The 16542-nt window shown below is 72.1% G+C and carries 17 protein-coding genes; 10 read left to right on the plus strand and 7 right to left on the minus strand.

Annotation, left to right across the window (positions count from 1 at the left end):
* Positions 1–3: 3 nt before the first annotated feature.
* The 3 genes from TAE01_RS02730 to TAE01_RS02740 are packed head-to-tail and all read left to right on the plus strand — an operon-like array spanning position 4 to position 3145.
* The gene (locus TAE01_RS02730) at positions 4–2085 is read left to right on the plus strand and encodes an ethylmalonyl-CoA mutase (RefSeq protein ID WP_147063171.1); all 2082 of its coding nucleotides are present in this window, start codon (positions 4–6) and stop codon (positions 2083–2085) included.
* 20 nt (positions 2086–2105) lie between these two features.
* Positions 2106–2453 (plus strand): hypothetical protein, encoded by a 348-nt coding sequence (locus TAE01_RS02735; protein ID WP_147063173.1) that lies wholly within the window; start codon positions 2106–2108, stop codon positions 2451–2453.
* A 23-nt stretch (positions 2454–2476) separates the two neighbouring features.
* Positions 2477–3145, plus strand: a complete 669-nt coding sequence (locus TAE01_RS02740; protein ID WP_246111097.1) for a DNA alkylation repair protein — start codon at positions 2477–2479, stop codon at positions 3143–3145.
* A 3-nt stretch (positions 3146–3148) separates the two neighbouring features.
* On the opposite strand, the gene nucS is transcribed toward TAE01_RS02740, so the two are convergent.
* The gene (gene nucS / locus TAE01_RS02745; protein WP_147063177.1) at positions 3149–3844 is read right to left on the minus strand and encodes an endonuclease NucS; all 696 of its coding nucleotides are present in this window, start codon (positions 3842–3844) and stop codon (positions 3149–3151) included.
* Between the two features lie 85 nt (positions 3845–3929).
* Here nucS and TAE01_RS02750 point away from each other — a divergent pair, with 85 nt between their 5' ends.
* Both TAE01_RS02750 and TAE01_RS02755 read left to right on the plus strand, forming a co-directional pair.
* Positions 3930–5708: a 3-hydroxyacyl-CoA dehydrogenase family protein gene (locus TAE01_RS02750; RefSeq protein ID WP_147063179.1), complete on the plus strand. Its 1779-nt coding sequence runs from the start codon at positions 3930–3932 to the stop codon at positions 5706–5708.
* A gap of 16 nt (positions 5709–5724) precedes the next feature.
* Complete coding sequence (locus tag TAE01_RS02755; RefSeq protein WP_147063181.1) at positions 5725–6033, plus strand: Rv1322 family protein; 309 nt, start codon at positions 5725–5727, stop codon at positions 6031–6033.
* 72 nt (positions 6034–6105) lie between these two features.
* Here the strand turns inward: TAE01_RS02755 and TAE01_RS02760 are convergent, their stop codons facing one another.
* Positions 6106–6684, minus strand: a complete 579-nt coding sequence (locus tag TAE01_RS02760; RefSeq protein WP_147063183.1) for a TetR/AcrR family transcriptional regulator — start codon at positions 6682–6684, stop codon at positions 6106–6108.
* Positions 6685–6786: 102 nt separating this feature from the next.
* Here TAE01_RS02760 and TAE01_RS02765 point away from each other — a divergent pair, with 102 nt between their 5' ends.
* Positions 6787–7698, plus strand: coding sequence for an NAD(P)-dependent oxidoreductase (locus TAE01_RS02765; RefSeq protein ID WP_147063185.1), 912 nt, complete (start codon positions 6787–6789; stop codon positions 7696–7698).
* Between the two features lie 15 nt (positions 7699–7713).
* Here TAE01_RS02765 and TAE01_RS02770 read toward each other — a convergent pair whose 3' ends face one another.
* Both TAE01_RS02770 and TAE01_RS02775 read right to left on the minus strand, forming a co-directional pair.
* On the minus strand, positions 7714–8220 hold the full coding sequence (locus TAE01_RS02770) for a DinB family protein (RefSeq protein ID WP_147063187.1): 507 nt from the start codon (positions 8218–8220) through the stop codon (positions 7714–7716).
* A gap of 80 nt (positions 8221–8300) precedes the next feature.
* Positions 8301–9707: an AI-2E family transporter gene (locus TAE01_RS02775; RefSeq protein WP_246111098.1), complete on the minus strand. Its 1407-nt coding sequence runs from the start codon at positions 9705–9707 to the stop codon at positions 8301–8303.
* A gap of 125 nt (positions 9708–9832) precedes the next feature.
* Here TAE01_RS02775 and TAE01_RS02780 point away from each other — a divergent pair, with 125 nt between their 5' ends.
* Positions 9833–10264: an SRPBCC family protein gene (locus TAE01_RS02780; protein WP_147063189.1), complete on the plus strand. Its 432-nt coding sequence runs from the start codon at positions 9833–9835 to the stop codon at positions 10262–10264.
* A 72-nt stretch (positions 10265–10336) separates the two neighbouring features.
* Here TAE01_RS02780 and ccrA read toward each other — a convergent pair whose 3' ends face one another.
* On the minus strand, positions 10337–11677 hold the full coding sequence (ccrA, locus tag TAE01_RS02785) for a crotonyl-CoA carboxylase/reductase (RefSeq protein WP_147063190.1): 1341 nt from the start codon (positions 11675–11677) through the stop codon (positions 10337–10339).
* Between the two features lie 201 nt (positions 11678–11878).
* On the opposite strand from ccrA, the gene TAE01_RS02790 reads away from it, so the two are divergent.
* Entirely contained in the window at positions 11879–12523 is a 645-nt protein-coding gene (locus TAE01_RS02790) for a DUF998 domain-containing protein (RefSeq protein ID WP_246111120.1), read from the plus strand.
* Here TAE01_RS02790 and TAE01_RS02795 read toward each other — a convergent pair.
* Positions 12451–13320 (minus strand): polysaccharide deacetylase family protein, encoded by an 870-nt coding sequence (locus TAE01_RS02795; protein ID WP_147063193.1) that lies wholly within the window; start codon positions 13318–13320, stop codon positions 12451–12453. The genes TAE01_RS02790 and TAE01_RS02795 overlap by 73 nt on opposite strands.
* A 180-nt stretch (positions 13321–13500) precedes the next feature.
* Between TAE01_RS02795 and TAE01_RS02800 the strand changes: the two genes are divergently transcribed.
* Positions 13501–14757, plus strand: a complete 1257-nt coding sequence (locus TAE01_RS02800) for a glycoside hydrolase family 15 protein (protein WP_246111099.1) — start codon at positions 13501–13503, stop codon at positions 14755–14757.
* Here the strand turns inward: TAE01_RS02800 and mce are convergent.
* On the minus strand, positions 14743–15186 hold the full coding sequence (gene mce / locus TAE01_RS02805) for a methylmalonyl-CoA epimerase (protein ID WP_147063196.1): 444 nt from the start codon (positions 15184–15186) through the stop codon (positions 14743–14745). The two genes, TAE01_RS02800 and mce, sit on opposite strands and share 15 nt — an antisense overlap.
* Positions 15187–15323: 137 nt before the next feature.
* On the opposite strand from mce, the gene TAE01_RS02810 reads away from it, so the two are divergent.
* Complete coding sequence (locus tag TAE01_RS02810; protein ID WP_147063198.1) at positions 15324–16529, plus strand: acetyl-CoA C-acetyltransferase; 1206 nt, start codon at positions 15324–15326, stop codon at positions 16527–16529.
* The last annotated feature ends 13 nt before the right edge of the window (positions 16530–16542 follow it).

Here is a 16542-nt window from a genome sequence, read left to right on the forward strand (position 1 = left end):
GCCATGTCTTCGACGGAGAGCACACCGCCCGCGGCTGCCCGGGTGACGCCCGACCGGCCCTGGGTCATGCGCACGTATGCCGGCCACTCGAGTGCCGCCGCGAGCAACGCGCTCTACCGTCGGAACCTCGACAAGGGGCAGACCGGCCTGTCGGTCGCCTTCGACCTGCCGACCCAGACCGGCTATGACCCCGACCACGTGCTCTCGCGCGGCGAGGTCGGCAAGGTCGGCGTCCCGATCAGCCACATCGGTGACATGGCCGCACTCTTCGCCGACATCCCGCTGCGCGAGATGAACACATCGATGACGATCAACGCGACGGCCATGTGGCTGCTCGCCCTCTACCAGGTCGCCGCCGAGCAGCAGGCCGAGGCGGCCGGAGACGACCCGGCGGACTGGGTGCACGCCCTCGCGGGGACGACGCAGAACGACATCATCAAGGAGTACCTCTCGCGGGGGACCTACGTCTTCCCGCCCGGTCCGTCGCTGCGGCTCATCACCGACCTCGTCGCCTACACGGTGCGCGAGATCCCGAAGTGGAACCCCGTCAACATCTGCAGCTACCACCTGCAGGAGGCCGGCGCCACGCCCGTGCAGGAGATCGCCTACGCCATGTCGACGGCCGTCGCGGTGCTCGACGCGGTGCGCGACTCGGGGCAGGTTCCGGCCGAGGAGTTCTCGAGCGTGGTGGCCCGGATCTCCTTCTTCGTCAACGCCGGCGTCCGCTTCGTCGAGGAGATGTGCAAGATGCGCGCCTTCGTGCAGCTGTGGGACGAGCTGACCCGCGAGCGCTACGGCGTCACGGACGCCAAGGCCCGACGCTTCCGCTACGGCGTCCAGGTCAACAGCCTCGGCCTGACCGAGGCCCAGCCCGAGAACAACGTCCAGCGCATCGTCCTCGAGATGCTCGGCGTGACGCTGTCCAAGGACGCGAGGGCGCGCGCGGTCCAGCTGCCGGCCTGGAACGAGGCCCTCGGCCTCCCGCGACCGTGGGACCAGCAGTGGAGCCTGCGCATGCAGCAGGTGCTCGCCTACGAGTCCGACCTGCTCGAGTACGACGACCTGTTCACCGGGTCGGTCGTCGTCGAGGCCAAGGTCGCCGAGCTCGTCGCGGGCGCCCGGGCCGAGATGGCGCGCATCGAGGAGCTGGGTGGGGCGGTCGCGGCGGTCGAGTCGGGCTACATGAAGTCCGCACTCGTCGCCTCGCACGCGGAACGTCGCCGCCGCATCGAGGCCGGCGAGGCCGTCGTCGTGGGTCTCAACCGGTTCGAGACGACCGAGCCCAACCCGCTGACCGCCGACCTCGACACGGCGATCCAGGCCGTCGACGCCGACGTCGAGCGGCACGCCTCCGAGTCCGTACGCGGATGGCGCCAGGCGCGTGACGCCGACCCCGAGCGCCGCGAGCGGGCGCGAGCCGCGACGGAGCGCCTCCGTTCCGACGCCGCGTCGGGCGCCAACCTCATGGCCGCGTCGCTCGAGTGCGCCCGCGCGGGCGTGACGACGGGGGAGTGGACCGCCGCCCTGCGTGAGCAGTTCGGCGAGTACCGCGCTCCCACAGGCGTGTCCGGCTCGGTGGGGGTGGCCTCGAGCGAGCCGGGTGACGCCCTGTCGCGGGTGCGCGAGCTGGTCGCCGGTACCGGTGAGGAGCTGGGTGAGAAGCTGCGCATCCTCGTCGGCAAGCCCGGCCTCGACGGGCACAGCAACGGCGCCGAGCAGGTGGCCGTGCGGGCTCGCGACGCCGGCTTCGAGGTCGTCTACCAGGGCATCCGCCTGACGCCGGAGCAGATCGTCGCCGCAGCCGTGGCCGAGGACGTCCACCTCGTCGGGATCTCGATCCTCAGCGGCTCGCACATGGAGCTCGTGCCCGAGGTGCTCCGCGGGCTGCGCGAGGCAGGCGCGGGTGACGTGCCGGTCATCGTCGGTGGCATCATCCCCGAGTCCGACGCCGCGGCCCTGCGGGCGGCCGGGGTCGCCATGGTCTTCACGCCGAAGGACTTCGGGCTCAACGACATCATGGGCGAGATGGTCGGTGTGATCCGGGCCGCACGCGGGCTCGCGCCGCTCGAGTCCGCCCCGGCCTGAGCAGGCGTAGCGTCGCGGGTATGAGCGACCTGCAGTGTGCCGCGCGCATCATCGTCGTCAACCCGCCGGGACTCGCGGACGTCGCGTGGCTCGCGTCGGCCATCCACCTCGAGAAGATCCAGGCGGTGTATGCCGCCGACGACGTCCCGGACACCGGGCCGGTCGAGTCCCTGGCCGACGACCTCGGGGTCCCCTCCCACCTCGGTCACGGTGACCTGCACGACGGGTCGTCCGGGCTGGAGGAGCTCGTCGACCGGCACCGGGGTGAGAGCGTCGTCGTCGTGCGTGGCGGCGACTCCGCCGAGCCGGTGCTGCTGCTCGTCGACGCCGACGGCACGACGCGTCGGTCGCTCGAGGGCCTGTCCTGAGTCCCGCGGCCTCCGCCGACACGGTGCTCGCCGAGCTGGAGGCGGAGCACAGCGACGAGGCCCTCGCCTCGGTGCGCCGGCGCCTGGACCCGGACGAGGAGGCCCTCGGCGTGCGGATGGGCACGCTCTTCGCCATCGCCAAGCGCCACACGGGACTTCCGCTGACGGAGGTCGAGCGACTCCTCGCCCACCCGGCCTACGAGCCGCGGCTCGCCGCCCTGTGCGTCCTCGACTTCAAGGCGCGGCGCAAGCGCATCGACGGCCACGGCCGCGGCACGCTCGCTCGGACCTACCTGGGCCATCACGACCGGATCACGACGTGGGACATGGTCGATCGTGCCGCGCCCCGTGTGATCGGGCTGTGGCTCGTGGGTCGCGACAAGCAGGTCCTGCGGGACCTCGCGGGGTCGCCCGACCCGCTCCGCCGACGGACCGCCATGACGGCACCACTGGGCCTGCTCGACACCCCCGACGTCGAGGTCGGCTGGGAGCTTGCCGCGCAGCTCGCCACCGACCGGGACCCACTGGTGCACAAGCCGGTCGGCATCTTCCTCAAGCATGCCGGCAGCCGTGACCAGGACCGGCTCGTGGGCTTCCTGGAGGAGCACGCCTCCGACCTGCCGCGGCCCGCCGTCCGCCTGGCCGTCGAGAAGCTGCCGCCGGAGCTGCGAGCGCGATGGGTCGGACGCTGAACCTCAGAAGAGGCGCGACTCCGCGTCGTCGATGCCCTTGAGGGCGTCGTAGTCGAGCACGACGCAACGGATGCCGCGGTCCTCGGCGAGGGTGCGGGCCTGCGGCTTGATCTGCTGGGCCGCGAAGACGCCCGTGACGGGCGCGAGGTGCGGGTCGCGGTTCATCAGCTCGAGGTAGCGGGTCAGCTGCTCGACGCCGTCGATCTCGCCACGGCGCTTGATCTCGACCGCGACGCTCGTGCCCGACGAGTCCCTGGCCAGGATGTCGACCGGTCCGATGGCCGTCATGTACTCGCGGCGCACGAGCGACCAGCCGTGCCCGAGCGTGTGGATGTGCTCGGCGAGCAGCCGCTGGAGGTGGGCCTCGACGCCGTCCTTGACGAGGCCGGGGTCGATGCCGAGCTCGTGGTCCGAGTCGTGCAGGACCTCGTGGATGAGCACGGTCAGGCGGTCCTCGCTCTTGGCGTGCTGCACGCGCCAGACGGCGACGACGCCCTCGTCCGTCTGGCTCTCGTCGGGGTCGACCTCGGCCATGGTGCACGGCGGTGACATCCAGTTGAGCGGCTTGTACGAGCCCCCGTCGCTGTGGACGAGGACCGAGCCGTCGGCCTTGACGACGAGCAGCCGGGTCGCGAGTGGGAGGTGGGCGGTGAGACGACCGTCGTAGTCGACGCTGCACCGGGCTATGACGAGACGCACCGGACCACCCTAGAGGAGGTCGCGTGGGGAGCGTCACGCCCGCGGCGGGTGTGGTCGGCGCGGCCGCTCTGCGAGACTTTCGCCCATGTCTCGTGAGTTCACCAAGGTCGGCGTCATCGGACTCGGCACCATGGGTGCCGGCATCGTGGAGGTCTTCGCCCGCAACGGCATCGACGTCGTCGCGGTCGAGGTCACCGAGGAGGCCGTCGAGAAGGGCAAGGGGGTGCTCCAGCACTCGACCGACCGCGCCGTCACCCGCGGCAAGCTCACCACCGAGGACCAGGCCGCGCTCCACTCCCGGGTGCAGTTCACGAGCGACATGGCCGACCTCAAGGAGTGCCAGCTCGTCGTCGAGGCCGTGCCCGAGCACCTCGACCTCAAGAAGGAGATCTTCGCCAGGCTCGACGCGATCGTCGCCGACGACGCGATCCTCGCGACCAACACGAGCTCGCTGCCCGTCACCGAGATCGCCGTCGCCACGATCAACCCCAAGCGTGTCGTGGGCATGCACTTCTTCAACCCCGCGCCGGTCCTGCAGTTCGTCGAGGTCATCAAGACCGTCATCACGAGCGACGAGATCTTCGAGGAGGTCAAGGCCCTCGCCGAGCGGCTGGGCAAGAAGCCCGTCATCGTCGGCGACAAGGCCGGGTTCATCGCCAACGCCCTGCTCTTCGGCTACCTCAACCACGCCGTGGCGATGTACGAGAGCAGGTACGCGACCCGCGAGGACATCGACGCGGCCATGAAGCTCGGCTGTGGCTATCCCATGGGCCCGCTCGCGCTCATGGACCTCATCGGTCTCGACACGGCCTACGAGATCCTCGACACGATGTACAAGCAGGGGCGTGACCGGCTCCACGCGCCGAGCCCCATCATCAAGCAGATGGTCAGCGCCGGTCTCAAGGGTCGCAAGAGCGGCCGCGGGTTCTACACGTATGCGGCGCCGGGCAGCTCGGCGGTCGTCGACGACGCCCTGACGCCGAAGGGCGCGGACGCCACCACGTCGGGCACGCGGCCGATCCGGACGGTCGGCGTGGTCGGCTCGGGCACCATGGCTACGGGCATGGTCGAGGTCTTCGCCAAGGCCGGCCTCGACGTCACCTTCGTGGCCCGGTCCGAGGCCAAGGTCGAGGCCGTCCGCGCGGCGGTCGAGCGCAGCCTCGAGAAGGGTGTCCAGCGCGGCAAGCTGACCGAGGACGAGCGCGACTCGGCCCTGGGGCTCGTCCGCGGCTCGGTGCGTCTTGAGGACCTCGCGCAGGTCGACCTCGTCGTCGAGGCCGTCGTCGAGGACCTCACCGTCAAGCGCGCCCTGTTCGAGAACCTCGACGAGATCTGCCGACCGGGCGCCATCCTCGCGACGACGACGAGCTCGCTGCCGGTCGTCGAGTGCGCGGCCGCGACGAAGCGCCCCCAGGACGTCATCGGCATGCACTTCTTCAACCCGGCCCAGGTCATGAGGCTCGTCGAGGTCGTGCACACCGTCTCGACCGCCGCCGATGTCGTCGCCACCGTGCAGGCGCTCTGCGTGGCGGTGGGCAAGCACCCCGTGACGTGCGGCGACCGTGCCGGCTTCATCGTCAACGCCCTGCTCTTCCCCTACCTCAACGACGCCGTGAAGATGCTCGAGGCCAACTACTCGACGGCCGACGACATCGACACCGCGATGAAGACGGGCTGCGGCCTTCCGATGGGCCCGTTCGAGCTGCTCGACGTCGTCGGCCTCGACGTCTCGCTGGCCATCGAGCGCGAGCTCTACCTCGAGTTCCGCGAGCGCGGCTACGCTCCGGCCCCGCTGCTCGAGCACCTCGTCACGGCCGGCTACCTCGGGCGCAAGACCGGGCGCGGCTTCCGCACCTACGCCTGACACCTACGCTGGGACCATGCCCTCGCGTCGTCGTCCCAGCAAGCACGCGCGGGAGCACGTGCCCCTTGACGTGACGCGGATCCAGGGTGGCGCCACCCGTGAGGAGTCGTATGCCGGCACGCGCTGGACGGTGCGCTCCGTGAGCGGTGCGACCGCCACCCGTGACTACCTGTGCCCGGGCTGCCAGCAGGACATCCCGCCCGGGGTGCCCCACGTCGTCGTGTGGCCGGCCGAGGGCGTGGGTGGTCTCGGCGACCGGCGACACTGGCACACGGGGTGCTGGCAGAGGAGGGACGCCCGCCCGAGCGGCAACTCCTACCGCTGACCCGGACGCTGCCTCCTCGGTCCGAGACGTGTCTGCGCGGTCCCGAGCCGCGGGGACACATCGAACGGGTGGTCAGGCGTCGAGGAGCGGAGCGAGCTCGCGGGCCACGAGCCGCAGGGGAGCGGTGTCGCGCTGCGCCCTGGCGAGGACGAGGGCTCCTTCGAGCGTGCACAGCATGAGGGTCGAGAGGGTCTCGGCGCGCCGTCGACTCCGGCCCATCGTCACGAGTGCCTCGGTGATCGGCCGGCGCCACGTGTCCAGGGCGGCCGAGGCCGCCTGTCGGATCGCCGGGTTGGTGTCGGCGCAGTCGACGACGGCGCCGGCGACCGGGCAGCCGCGCTCGAAGTCGCGGGCCTGCAGCTCCGCCGCCCAGTCGTCGAGCATGGCCGTGAAGAGCCGGCCGGGGGAGGGCCGGCGCATGCCTGAGACGTGCTGGGCGACACGCTCGGCGGCCCACGTTCCGGCCCAGTCGAGGGCCTCGGTCACGAGCTGGTCCTTGCCGCCGGGGAAGTAGTGCTGGAGCGAGCCCCTCGGAGCGGCGGCGTCGGCCACGACCTGTCGCAGGCCCGTGCCACCGACCCCCGCCCTGCGCAGGTGCTGGGCGGCCTCGTAGACGATGCGCTCGCGGTGCCCGCGTGAGCCCTCCTGCATGTCGCCTCCGGTCCTCGAGTGGTGGTCTTGACTATGACATCTGTCATGACGTGTGGCTACTATGACAAGCGTCATAGCCTGCCGGCGCGGTTGGAGGTCGCCATGGAGACACGGGTCGGGTTCATCGGTCTGGGCATCATGGGCCGGCCCATGGCATCGCACCTGCTGCGGTCGGGCGTGCCTCTGTCCGTGTGGAACCGGTCCGCCGGTGCGAGCGGGGCGCTTCAGGCGCTCGGTGCCACCGTCGCGGACTCGCCCGCCGACGTCTTCGGGGTCAGTGACGTCGTCCTCCTCATGCTGGCCCACGAGTCCGCGATCGACGAGGTCCTCCAGCGCGGGACCGCGCAGTTCGCCGACATGGTGTCGGGCCGGACCGTCGTGCACCTCGGGACGACCTCACCGGACTACTCGGCGGCGCTCGGTGGCGACGTCGAGGCAGCGGGTGGCGACTACGTCGAAGCGCCGGTCTCGGGCTCGCGTGTCCCGGCGGAGCGCGGGGAGCTCGTCGCGCTGACGGCAGGACGGCCGGCGGTCCTCGACCGCGTCGAGCCGCTGCTCGCCCCCTTCTGCCGGGAGGTCCTGCGGTGCGGCGCCGTCCCGTCCGGGACCGGGACCAAGCTCGCCGTCAACCTCTACCTCTGCACCATGGTCGCCGGCCTCGCGGAGGCCTACCATCTCGCCATCGCGCTCGGCCTCGATCCGGGCGCCTTCCAGCGGGCCCTGGACGCCGGCCCGATGGCGAGCGCCGTCTCGACCCTGAAGCTCGCCATGCTCGTCGAGCGGGACTTCGAGACGCAGGCGGCGATCCGCGACGTCCACCGCAACACCCGGCTCGTCGCCCACGCGGCCCGGGCGGTCGGCGCGGTGAGCCCCCTGCTGGACGTGACCCGTGAGCTCTTCCGCGAGACGGAGGACCTCGGCTCCGGGGCCCTCGACATGGCCGCCGTGGTCACCGCCCTCGAGCGGCGGGACGGCATCGGGACGGCGACCCGGCGCGCAGCCGCGCGCTGCTGACCGGTGCCAGACGGCCTATGCCGGCGTCCGGGCCGCGAGCACTTGCTCGCGGAGGATGTCGGCATGGCCGCAGTGCTGGGCGAGCTCGCGCAGCACGTGGAGGTAGACCCAGCGGAGCGGCAACGGACCGCGGCGGTTGCCCGGCAGCAGGTCGTCGAGCCCGAGCCCGGCCGTCGCCGCGCGTGAGGCCTCGCAGGCCTCCCGGTGCGCCTGCCGCACCGAGGCCACCGTGTCGGCGTCGTCGAGCGCGAACGACTCGTCCGGCGTGGCCGGGATGCCGATCGCGACCCGCGACCGTCCGGTGACCGCCTCGTCGAACCACACCTTCTCGACGAACGTCACGTGCTTGACGAGGCCGAGCAGCGTCGTGGCAGAGGGCACGAGCGACCGCCGGGCCTCGGCCTCCGTCAGACCGTCGAGGACGGCCGTCAGGGCGGCCCGGTGCTCGTCGACGAAGACCTCGAGCTGCACGCGCGCGGGCTCGGCGATGACGTCCTCGGCTGACCGTGGAGGGTGCGACATGGGGCTGAGCCTGCCAGACGTCGCCCGTGCGGGCGACGCTGACTGACGACGGCGACCGACCGGTCCACCCGGGGCCCCGGCTAGTGCCGGCGCTGCCTCGGGACGAGGACCTCCTCGTAGAGCAGCAGCGCCCCCGCCGCGAAGGGGATCGCCAGGAGCGCGCCGAGGATGCCGAGCAGCGCGCCACCCGCGAGCGCCGCGACGACCGTCACGGCGCCGGGGACGGCCACCGTCCGCTGCATGACGCGCGGCATGACGGCGTAGTTCTCGATCTGCTGGTAGACGATGAAGTAGATGATGACGATGAGCGCCTTCCGGGGCTCGTCGAAGAAGGCGACGACGGCGACGACGGACGCGCCGAGGGTCGCACCGACCATCGGCACGAGCCCGAGGAAGCCCACGAGCACCGCCAGCACCGCGGCGAACTGCAGCCCGAGGAGGCTCATCATGATCCAGGCGAAGAACGCGTTGATGGCGGCGACGGCGACCTGGCCGATGGCATACGAGCCCACGCGGCGCATGACCTCCTCGGCGAGGGAGACGGCTCGCGGCCGGCGGCTGGCCGGGACGAGGGCATAGGCCGCCTGCTTGACCGCCGGGAGCGACGCGAGGAAGTAGAGGGTGAGCACGAGCACCGTGAGGCCGCTGAAGACGCCCGTCGCGATGAGCCTGCCCGCGTCGAGGACGCCGCCGAAGACGCCCGCCCACAGGTTGCCGTCGGCGACGCGCTTGTTGACCTCCTCCTGGACGCGCTGGACGAGCTGGTAGCGATGGTCGACGTCCTGCACCCACGGGTTGGCCAGGAGGTTGTCGAACATCCGTGGCACGTTCGTGGCGAGGTCGGTGCCCTGCTGTGCCACCGGGGGGATGACGACCCAGCCGACGAGGGTGAAGACCGCGATGACGCCGAGGAAGACGATCGTCACGGCCCAGCCTCGTCGCACGGTGCGCCGGGTCAGCGCCTCGACGAGCGGGTTGAGGGCCAACGTGAGGAAGAACGAGATGACGAGCAGCGTGATGACGGTGCCGAGCCGCCCGACGGCCTGCACGACGGCGTATGCCGTGAGCACGCCGAGCGCGCCCACGAAACCGATGTAGAACGGCGACTGCTTGTTGAAGGGCGTGCCGCTCTGCCCGAAGTCCTTCCGTCCCTCCTTGCCGGGCCTGCTGCCGGCCGAGGGCCGGGGGGCGCCGGACCGGGGTGGTGACGGTGGCTCCCGGTCGTCCCCCGCGCCTGAGTCGACGTCGGCGAGCTCGAGGGGCAGGGCGTCGGCGAGGGGACCCGGGCCGGGCGCGCCCGCCGGCTGCGGCGTCGCCGGCGAGTCGGGCGCGTCGGGTGCATCGGGTGGGCCGCCGGAGGGCCGCGAGGACCTGCCCCAGGCCGCCTGCGAGGCCTCGACGTCGAAGCCGAGGTCGCGGGCCCGGAAGCCGTCCATCCGGGCTCGCTGGGCGCGTCGGTACCGCGTCCAGCGTCCCCAGATGCTCACGGTCGCGAGCCTACGGCAGGCCTCGGGGCCACGCCTGACGGCATACGGGTACGACCACGGGGAACGACGACATGACGGCGCCGCCGACGGCACCGTCACCCACCCGACCACCACGAGGAGCACCCGTGCCCAGCGTCACCCGCAGCTTCACCGTCCGCCCCGCCCCGGCCGCCGTCATCGACTACCTCAAGGACTTCGCCAACGCCGAGGAGTGGGACCCCGGCACCGAGTCGTGCACGCGGGTCGGAGAGGGCCCGGTCGCCGTCGGGGCGCACTGGCACAACGTCTCCAAGATCGCCGGTGTGACGACCGAGCTCGACTACGAGCTGGTCGAGCTCACCGACAGCCGGATCGTCCTCGTCGGGCGCAACGACAGCGCGACGTCGACCGACACGATCACCGTCCTGCCGTCGGGCGACGGCAGCGAGATCACCTACCACGCCGACCTCGGCCTGCACGGCCTCGCCAACCTCGCCGCGCCGGCGATGAAGCTCGTCTTCGAGAAGCTCGCCGACGACACCGAGGAGCAGCTGACGAGGGTGCTCGAGTCCCGCTGACCCGCCACGACGAGGGCCGGCCCACCGTGGTGGTGGGCCGGCCCTCGTGCTCACGGCGCGTGACGCGGGGGACTACTGGTCGGCGAAACGGTTGATCGCCGACGCGAACCCGGCGCGCTTGTCCGGGTCGGTCACCCCGAGGCCCGGCTCGGGGGAGAGCGTCAGCACGCCGACCTTGCCCTGGTGCGCGTTCTGGTGGACGTCGAGCGCCGCCTGGCCGACCTCGTCGAGCGTGTACGTCTTGCTCAACGTCGGGTGGATCAGACCCCGGTTGATCAGCTCGTTGGCCTCCCACGCCTCGCGGTAGTTGGCGAAGTGCGAGCTGACGATGCGCTTGAGGTTCATCCAGAGGTAGCGGTTGTCGTACTCGTGCATGTAGCCCGACGTCGACGCGCACGTGACGATGGTGCCGCCCTTGCGCGCCACGTAGACGCTCGCGCCGAAGGTCTCCCGGCCGGGGTGCTCGAAGACGATGTCGACGTCGTGGCCTCCGGTCAGCTCACGGATCTTCTTGCCGAGCCGCTGCCACTCGCGGGGGTCCTGCACCGTGCCTTCCTCGTTCCAGAAGCGGTAGCCCTCCGCGTTGCGGTCGATGATGAGATCGGCACCCATGGCGCGGCAGATGTCGGCCTTCTCGGGGGAGGAGACGACGCAGATCGGGGTCGCGCCGCCGGCGAGGGCCATCTGCGTGGCGTAGGAGCCGAGGCCACCTGACGCGCCCCAGATGAGCACGCGGTCGCCGAGCTTCATGGCGGCGCCGTTCTTGGAGACCAGCTGTCGGTAGGCGGTGCTGTTGACGAGGCCGGGGGAGGCCGCCTCCTCCCAGGTGAGGTGACCGGGCTTGGGCATCAGCTGGTTCGCCTTGACGATCGCGAGCTCGGCGAGGCCGCCGAAGTTCGTCTCGAAGCCCCAGATGCGCTGCTGCGGGTCGAGCATCGTGTCGTCGTGGCCCTCGGCGTCCTCGAGCTCGACGGACAGGCAGTGCGCGACGACCTCGGTGCCCGGCTTCCACTTGGTCACGCCGGGCCCGGTGCGCAGGATGACGCCGGCGAGGTCGGACCCGACGACGTGGTAGGGCAGGTCGTGACGCTTGGAGAACTCCGACATGCGGCCGTAGCGCTCGAGGAAGCCGAACGTCGAGACGGGCTCGAAGATCGAGGTCCACACGGTGTTGTAGTTGATCGCGCTGGCCATGACGGCCACGAGCGCCTCACCGGGCGCGAGCTCGGGCACGGGGACCTCGTCGATGTGCAACGACTTGCGCGGGTCCTTGTCGCGCGTGGCGAGTCCCTCGAACATGCCGACCTCGTCCTTGTGGACGGTCGCCCCGCGGTAGGTCGCGGGGATCTCGATGTTCGCGTAGGTCTCCTGGGTGCGGTCGCCGGAGAGGATGGCGTCGCGGATGGCCTGCATTGAAGGTCCTTACGTCGCAGCGTCATTGGTGGGTCCAGACGGTGTCGAACCCGTGCGGTGTGCCCCCGAACGTAGCGAGACGTGACCCGCCGGTAGCTCCATCTGAGACGGCCACCACAGGTGACCTGGGTCACGGGGACGGGAGAGGTGACGTCGCGCGGGGCCACGCCTCCGAGCGGGTACGGTCGGCGCGTGCGACGGATGACGCTGGGACGCGGCTGCTGGCTCGCGCAGCCCGGCTACCTGCTCGTCGAGCTGCTCGTGGCGGCCGGCGCGTCGACGACCTACTCCCTCCGGGACGACACGATCAGCGCCCTCGGGATGCTGACGTGCGGCCCGGGGCACGGCGGCTCGCCCGTCGACATCTGCTCGCCGTGGCACGTCGGGATGGACGCCGCCTTCATCGTCTTCGGCGTGCTCCGAGCGGCCGGCGCCGTGCTCCTCCGGCCACGGTTCGGTGCCGGCGCCTGGGGTGGGGCCGCCGTGGCGCTCTGGGTCGTCTCGGCGATCGCGGCCGCGGCCGTCGGGCTCGTGCCCGTCGACCAGCAGCCCTCGTGGCACGTCGTAGCGGCGCTGCCGGTCTTCGTGCTCCAGCCGCTCGCCGTGCTCGTCACCGCCGAGGCGCTGCGGCGCTCCGGCGCCGTGTCTCGAACTGTCGCCCGGTCCGGCCTCGTGGTCGGTGTGCTCACGCTCCTGGCTGCTGCGGCCTTCGCGCTGCGGCTCGGGGCCGTGAGCTGGGTCGGCGGCCTCGAGCGACTGGCCCTCTGGCCCGCCTACCCGTGGCTCGGGGTGGTCGCGCTGGCCCTCGTACCGGCCAGCAGGTCCGAGACGGTGACGAAGCCGTAGCCGTCGTCGCGAAGCCGGCGGATGATCGCGGGCAGGCGGTCGATGGTGACGAGCCGGTCCTGCGAGCCCGTGTCGTGCATGAGCACGATCGAGCCCGGCCGGACCTGCGAGGCGATGTCGTCGACGATGCCGTCCGGGCGCCCGGACACGAGGTCCTCGCGGGCTTGGGCAGACCACAGCACCGTGGTGAGGCCCGCCTCGGCGGCCGCGAGGAGCGACGCCCCGCCGAGGTGGCCGTACGGCGGACGGAACAGCGTCGGGGTGGCGCCGTAGGTGTCCTCCATGAGCCGCGTCGTGCGTGCGATCTCGTCGCGGCACTGCGACCAGTCGAGCCGGCCGAGATCGGGGTGCTCGAAGGTGTGGTTGGCCAGCTCGTGGCGTCCGACGCTCTCACGATGCAGCCCGCCGTGGTCACGCACGTTGCGGCCGAGGCAGAAGAAGGTGGCCGGCACGTCCTGCGCCGCGAGCGCCGCGAGCACGCGCGGGGTCCAGTCCGGGTGGGGGCCGTCGTCGAAGGTCAACGCCACCCGCCGCTGGTCGGCGCCGCCACCCGCGCCACCCGCGCCACCCGCGCCACCCGCGCCACCCGCGCCACCCGCGCCACCCCAGACGACCGACGCGCTCGCTGCGGACGGCGGCGTGCGGTCCGGCCGCACCGCGCTCACGGGGCTGCCGTAGAAGGGCAGCGGCGTCGACTCGTCGAGGTGCTCCTTGAGGCGGACGCCACCGACCGCCCCGGCCGCGCCGACGGCTGCGCCCGCTGCCGCTGTCAGGGCCTGACGGCGTGTCACCTCCATGGCAGCCGATGCTACGGGGCGGTGGTCCCGATCCCCGGTCGGGAGGTCCGGGGTCGTGCCACACTGGCCCCGGTCGACGGGCAGGGTCAGGGCGCGTCGAGGGGCAGGGCCCAGGGGCAGGTCCAGGCAGGTCCAGGGGCAGGTCGAGGGGCAGGTCGCCGCGAGGTCGAGGAGGTGCGCGTGCGTCGGTTCGTGCTGGCTGCCGTGGCCTCCGTCGTCGTGGCCGGCTGGGTGCTGGTCCCTCAGCTCATGGGCAACGACCCGCTCCCGGTCCTGCGCAACGACGCCGGCTGGCGGTCGGGGTCGCTCCTGGCTCCGACGTCCCTCGGCGACCGGTTGGTCGGCCCGGTGGTCGAGGGGGTCTGGCTCGCCGACGGGACGGTGCCGGCGGCCGGCGCCCGCTCCCGCGTCGCAGCCCAGGCGCTCCGCGACCTCCATGCGCTCACCCTCGCGAACGGTGCGGTGGCAGCCGGGCCCGACGGGCCGTGGGCGTACGCCTGGCCGAGGGACTCCGCCTTCGTCGCCGTCGCGTTCGCCGAGACCGGACACCTCGCGGACGCCCGGCGGGTGCTGGGCTTCATGGGCAGGGTGCAGCTGCCGGACGGCGGGTTCGAGGCCCGCTACCGGCTCGACGGTTCGGGGCCGCCCGACGGCCGTCCCCGCCAGACGGACGGCGCCGGTTGGGTCCTGTGGTCGCTCGACCGGGTCCGGGCCGCGAGTCCGGACCGGGTCCTGTCTCCGGCGCTGCGCGGCCTGCGCGACCGCGCCGTCGGCTTCGCCCTGGCACAGACGGACGGTGGCGCGCGCCTGCCCGAGGCCTCGCCCGACTACTGGGAGGTGTCCGAACGCCGGGTCACCCTCGGCACCGCAGCGCCCCTCGCCGCCGGACTCGAGGGCGCGTCCAGGACGTATGCCGCGGAGGGCGACAGCCGCCGGGCCGAGCACGTGGCGCGGGCCGCTCACCGCCTCCGGGCCCTGATCCGCACCCAGTTCGGGCCGGACTACGAGCGGCACGGTCACTCCGGAGGCCTCGACGCGGCCGTGGCCATGCTCATGCCGCCCTTCGCCGAGACCGACGACGTCGCGGCCGAGCGGGCCTGGGCCCGGTACCCCGTCCTGGCCCTGCGCAGCGCGGGCGGCCTGGCGCCGGGGGTGGCCTGGAAGAGCGACGGCGTGTCCTGGACCCCCGAGACGGCGATGGTCGCCTACTCCGCCGCCGCGTCCGGGCACCCTCTCGTCGCCGAGCACTGGATGACGTGGCTGAGCCACCACTGCACCACCTGGGGCAGCCTTCCCGAGAAGGTCCTCCCGGACGGGAGCCCCGCCGGCCCGGCACCCCTCGCCTGGACCGCGGCCCTCGTCGTGCTGACCGAGAGCGAGCTCGCGTCGCACCGGTCCGGCGTCGCCGGGCCGCTCGCGTCGTCAGTGAGCGGCTGAGGCCGCCGGCTCGACGAGCTCGACGAGGACTCCGCCGGCGTCCTTGGGGTGGATGAAGTTGACGCGGCTGTCGCTCGTACCGCGCTTGGGGGTGTCGTAGAGCAGGCGCAGCCCGCGCTCGCGCAGGGTGGCGCACACGGCGTCGATGTCACCGACCCGGTAGGCGAGCTGCTGGATGCCCGGCCCGCTGCGGTCGAGGAACTTCGCGATCGTCGACTCGGGGGACAGCGGCGCGAGCAGCTGGATGCACGAGCCGGACTCCCCGACGCCCATCATCGCCTCACGCACGCCCTGCTCGGCGTTCGTCTCCTCGTGCAGCATCGTCATGCCGTACTTCTCCTCGTAGAACGCGATCGCCGCGTCGAGGTCCGGCACGGCGATGCCGACGTGGTCGATGTGGGTGAAGAGGGGGTCGGGAGTCGCACTCATGCTCCCAACGTAGGGGGCGTGACGGCATACGACCCGCGTATGCCGTGTGCGCTTGGTCATGCTCGGAGGGGGCTCCCGGACGCCCGCGACTAGAGTTGACGGCGACATCCCCCATGACGTCGGAAGAGGCTTCACCCATGACTGCTGACCGTCCCACCTCCGTGATCGTCGCCGGTGCCCGGACCCCCATGGGTCGCCTGCTCGGCTCGCTCAAGGACTTCTCCGGTTCGGACCTCGGTGGCGTCGCCATCAAGGGCGCTCTCGAGAAGGCGGGCGTGGCCCCGGAGCAGGTCGAGTACGTCATCATGGGCCAGGTCCTGCAGGCCGGTGCCGGACAGATCCCGGCCCGCCAGGCCGCGCACGCCGCGGGCATCCCCATGACGGTGCCCGCCCTGACGATCAACAAGGTCTGCCTCTCCGGCATCAACGCCATCGCGATGGCCGACCAGCTGATCCGTGCCGGCGAGGTCGACGTCGTCGTGGCGGGCGGCCAGGAGTCCATGACCAACGCGCCGCACCTCATGACGAAGTCGCGTGAGGGCTACAAGTACGGCGACGTGACGATGCGCGACCACATGGCCTTCGACGGCCTGTGGGACGCCTTCACCGACCAGGCCATGGGGCTGCTCACCGAGCAGGCCAACACCGGCGAGCAGGCGTTCACCCGTGAGGAGCAGGACGAGTTCTCCGCCCGCAGCCACCAGCTGGCCGCCAAGGCGTGGAAGGACGGGCTCTTCGACGACGAGGTCGTCCCCGTGAGCATTCCGCAGCGCAAGGGCGACCCGGTCGTCTTCAAGAGCGACGAGGGCATCCGTGCCGACACGACGACCGCCTCGCTCGGTGGCCTGCGTCCCGCCTTCAGCAAGGACGGCACCATCACGGCCGGCTCGGCCTCGCAGATCTCCGACGGCGCCGCCGCGGTCGTCGTCATGAGCAAGGCCAAGGCCGAGGAGCTGGGCATCACGTGGCTCGCCGAGATCGGCGCGCACGGCATGGTCGCCGGGCCCGACTCGACGCTGCAGCAGCAGCCGGCGCGTGCCATCGCCCGGGCCTGCGAGAAGGAGGGCATCACGCCCGCCGACCTCGACCTCGTCGAGATCAACGAGGCCTTCGCCGCGGTCGGCCTCGCCTCCGCCAAGGAGCTCGGCATCGACGTCGACAAGGTCAACGTCAACGGCGGCGCCATCGCCCTCGGCCACCCCATCGGCATGTCGGGTGCCCGCATCGCGCTGCACCTGGCCCTCGAGCTCAAGCGCCGCGGCGGTGGCGTTGGGGCCGCGGCCCTCTGCGGTGGTGGCGGGCAGGGCGACGCCCTCGTCGTCCGCGTGCCCAAGAGCGCCTGACGAGCGAGTTCCC

This window comes from Terrabacter aerolatus (genome assembly GCF_007991735.1).
GTDB classification, from domain to species: Bacteria; Actinomycetota; Actinomycetes; order Actinomycetales; family Dermatophilaceae; genus Terrabacter; species Terrabacter aerolatus.

What these genes read in the sequence shown, in the direction of transcription:
- TAE01_RS02730 (WP_147063171.1), top strand. Translation starts at nt 4, where the DNA reads ATGTCTTCGACGGAGAGCACACCGCCCGCGGCTGCCCGGGTGACGCCC.
- TAE01_RS02735 (WP_147063173.1), top strand. Translation starts at nt 2,106, where the DNA reads ATGAGCGACCTGCAGTGTGCCGCGCGCATCATCGTCGTCAACCCGCCG.
- TAE01_RS02750 (WP_147063179.1), top strand. Translation starts at nt 3,930, where the DNA reads ATGTCTCGTGAGTTCACCAAGGTCGGCGTCATCGGACTCGGCACCATG.
- TAE01_RS02755 (WP_147063181.1), top strand. Translation starts at nt 5,725, where the DNA reads ATGCCCTCGCGTCGTCGTCCCAGCAAGCACGCGCGGGAGCACGTGCCC.
- TAE01_RS02760 (WP_147063183.1), bottom strand. Translation starts at nt 6,684, where the DNA reads ATGCAGGAGGGCTCACGCGGGCACCGCGAGCGCATCGTCTACGAGGCC.
- TAE01_RS02765 (WP_147063185.1), top strand. Translation starts at nt 6,787, where the DNA reads ATGGAGACACGGGTCGGGTTCATCGGTCTGGGCATCATGGGCCGGCCC.
- TAE01_RS02770 (WP_147063187.1), bottom strand. Translation starts at nt 8,220, where the DNA reads ATGTCGCACCCTCCACGGTCAGCCGAGGACGTCATCGCCGAGCCCGCG.
- ccrA (WP_147063190.1), bottom strand. Translation starts at nt 11,677, where the DNA reads ATGCAGGCCATCCGCGACGCCATCCTCTCCGGCGACCGCACCCAGGAG.
- TAE01_RS02790 (WP_246111120.1), top strand. Translation starts at nt 11,879, where the DNA reads ATGACGCTGGGACGCGGCTGCTGGCTCGCGCAGCCCGGCTACCTGCTC.
- TAE01_RS02795 (WP_147063193.1), bottom strand. Translation starts at nt 13,320, where the DNA reads ATGGAGGTGACACGCCGTCAGGCCCTGACAGCGGCAGCGGGCGCAGCC.
- mce (WP_147063196.1), bottom strand. Translation starts at nt 15,186, where the DNA reads ATGAGTGCGACTCCCGACCCCCTCTTCACCCACATCGACCACGTCGGC.
- TAE01_RS02810 (WP_147063198.1), top strand. Translation starts at nt 15,324, where the DNA reads ATGACTGCTGACCGTCCCACCTCCGTGATCGTCGCCGGTGCCCGGACC.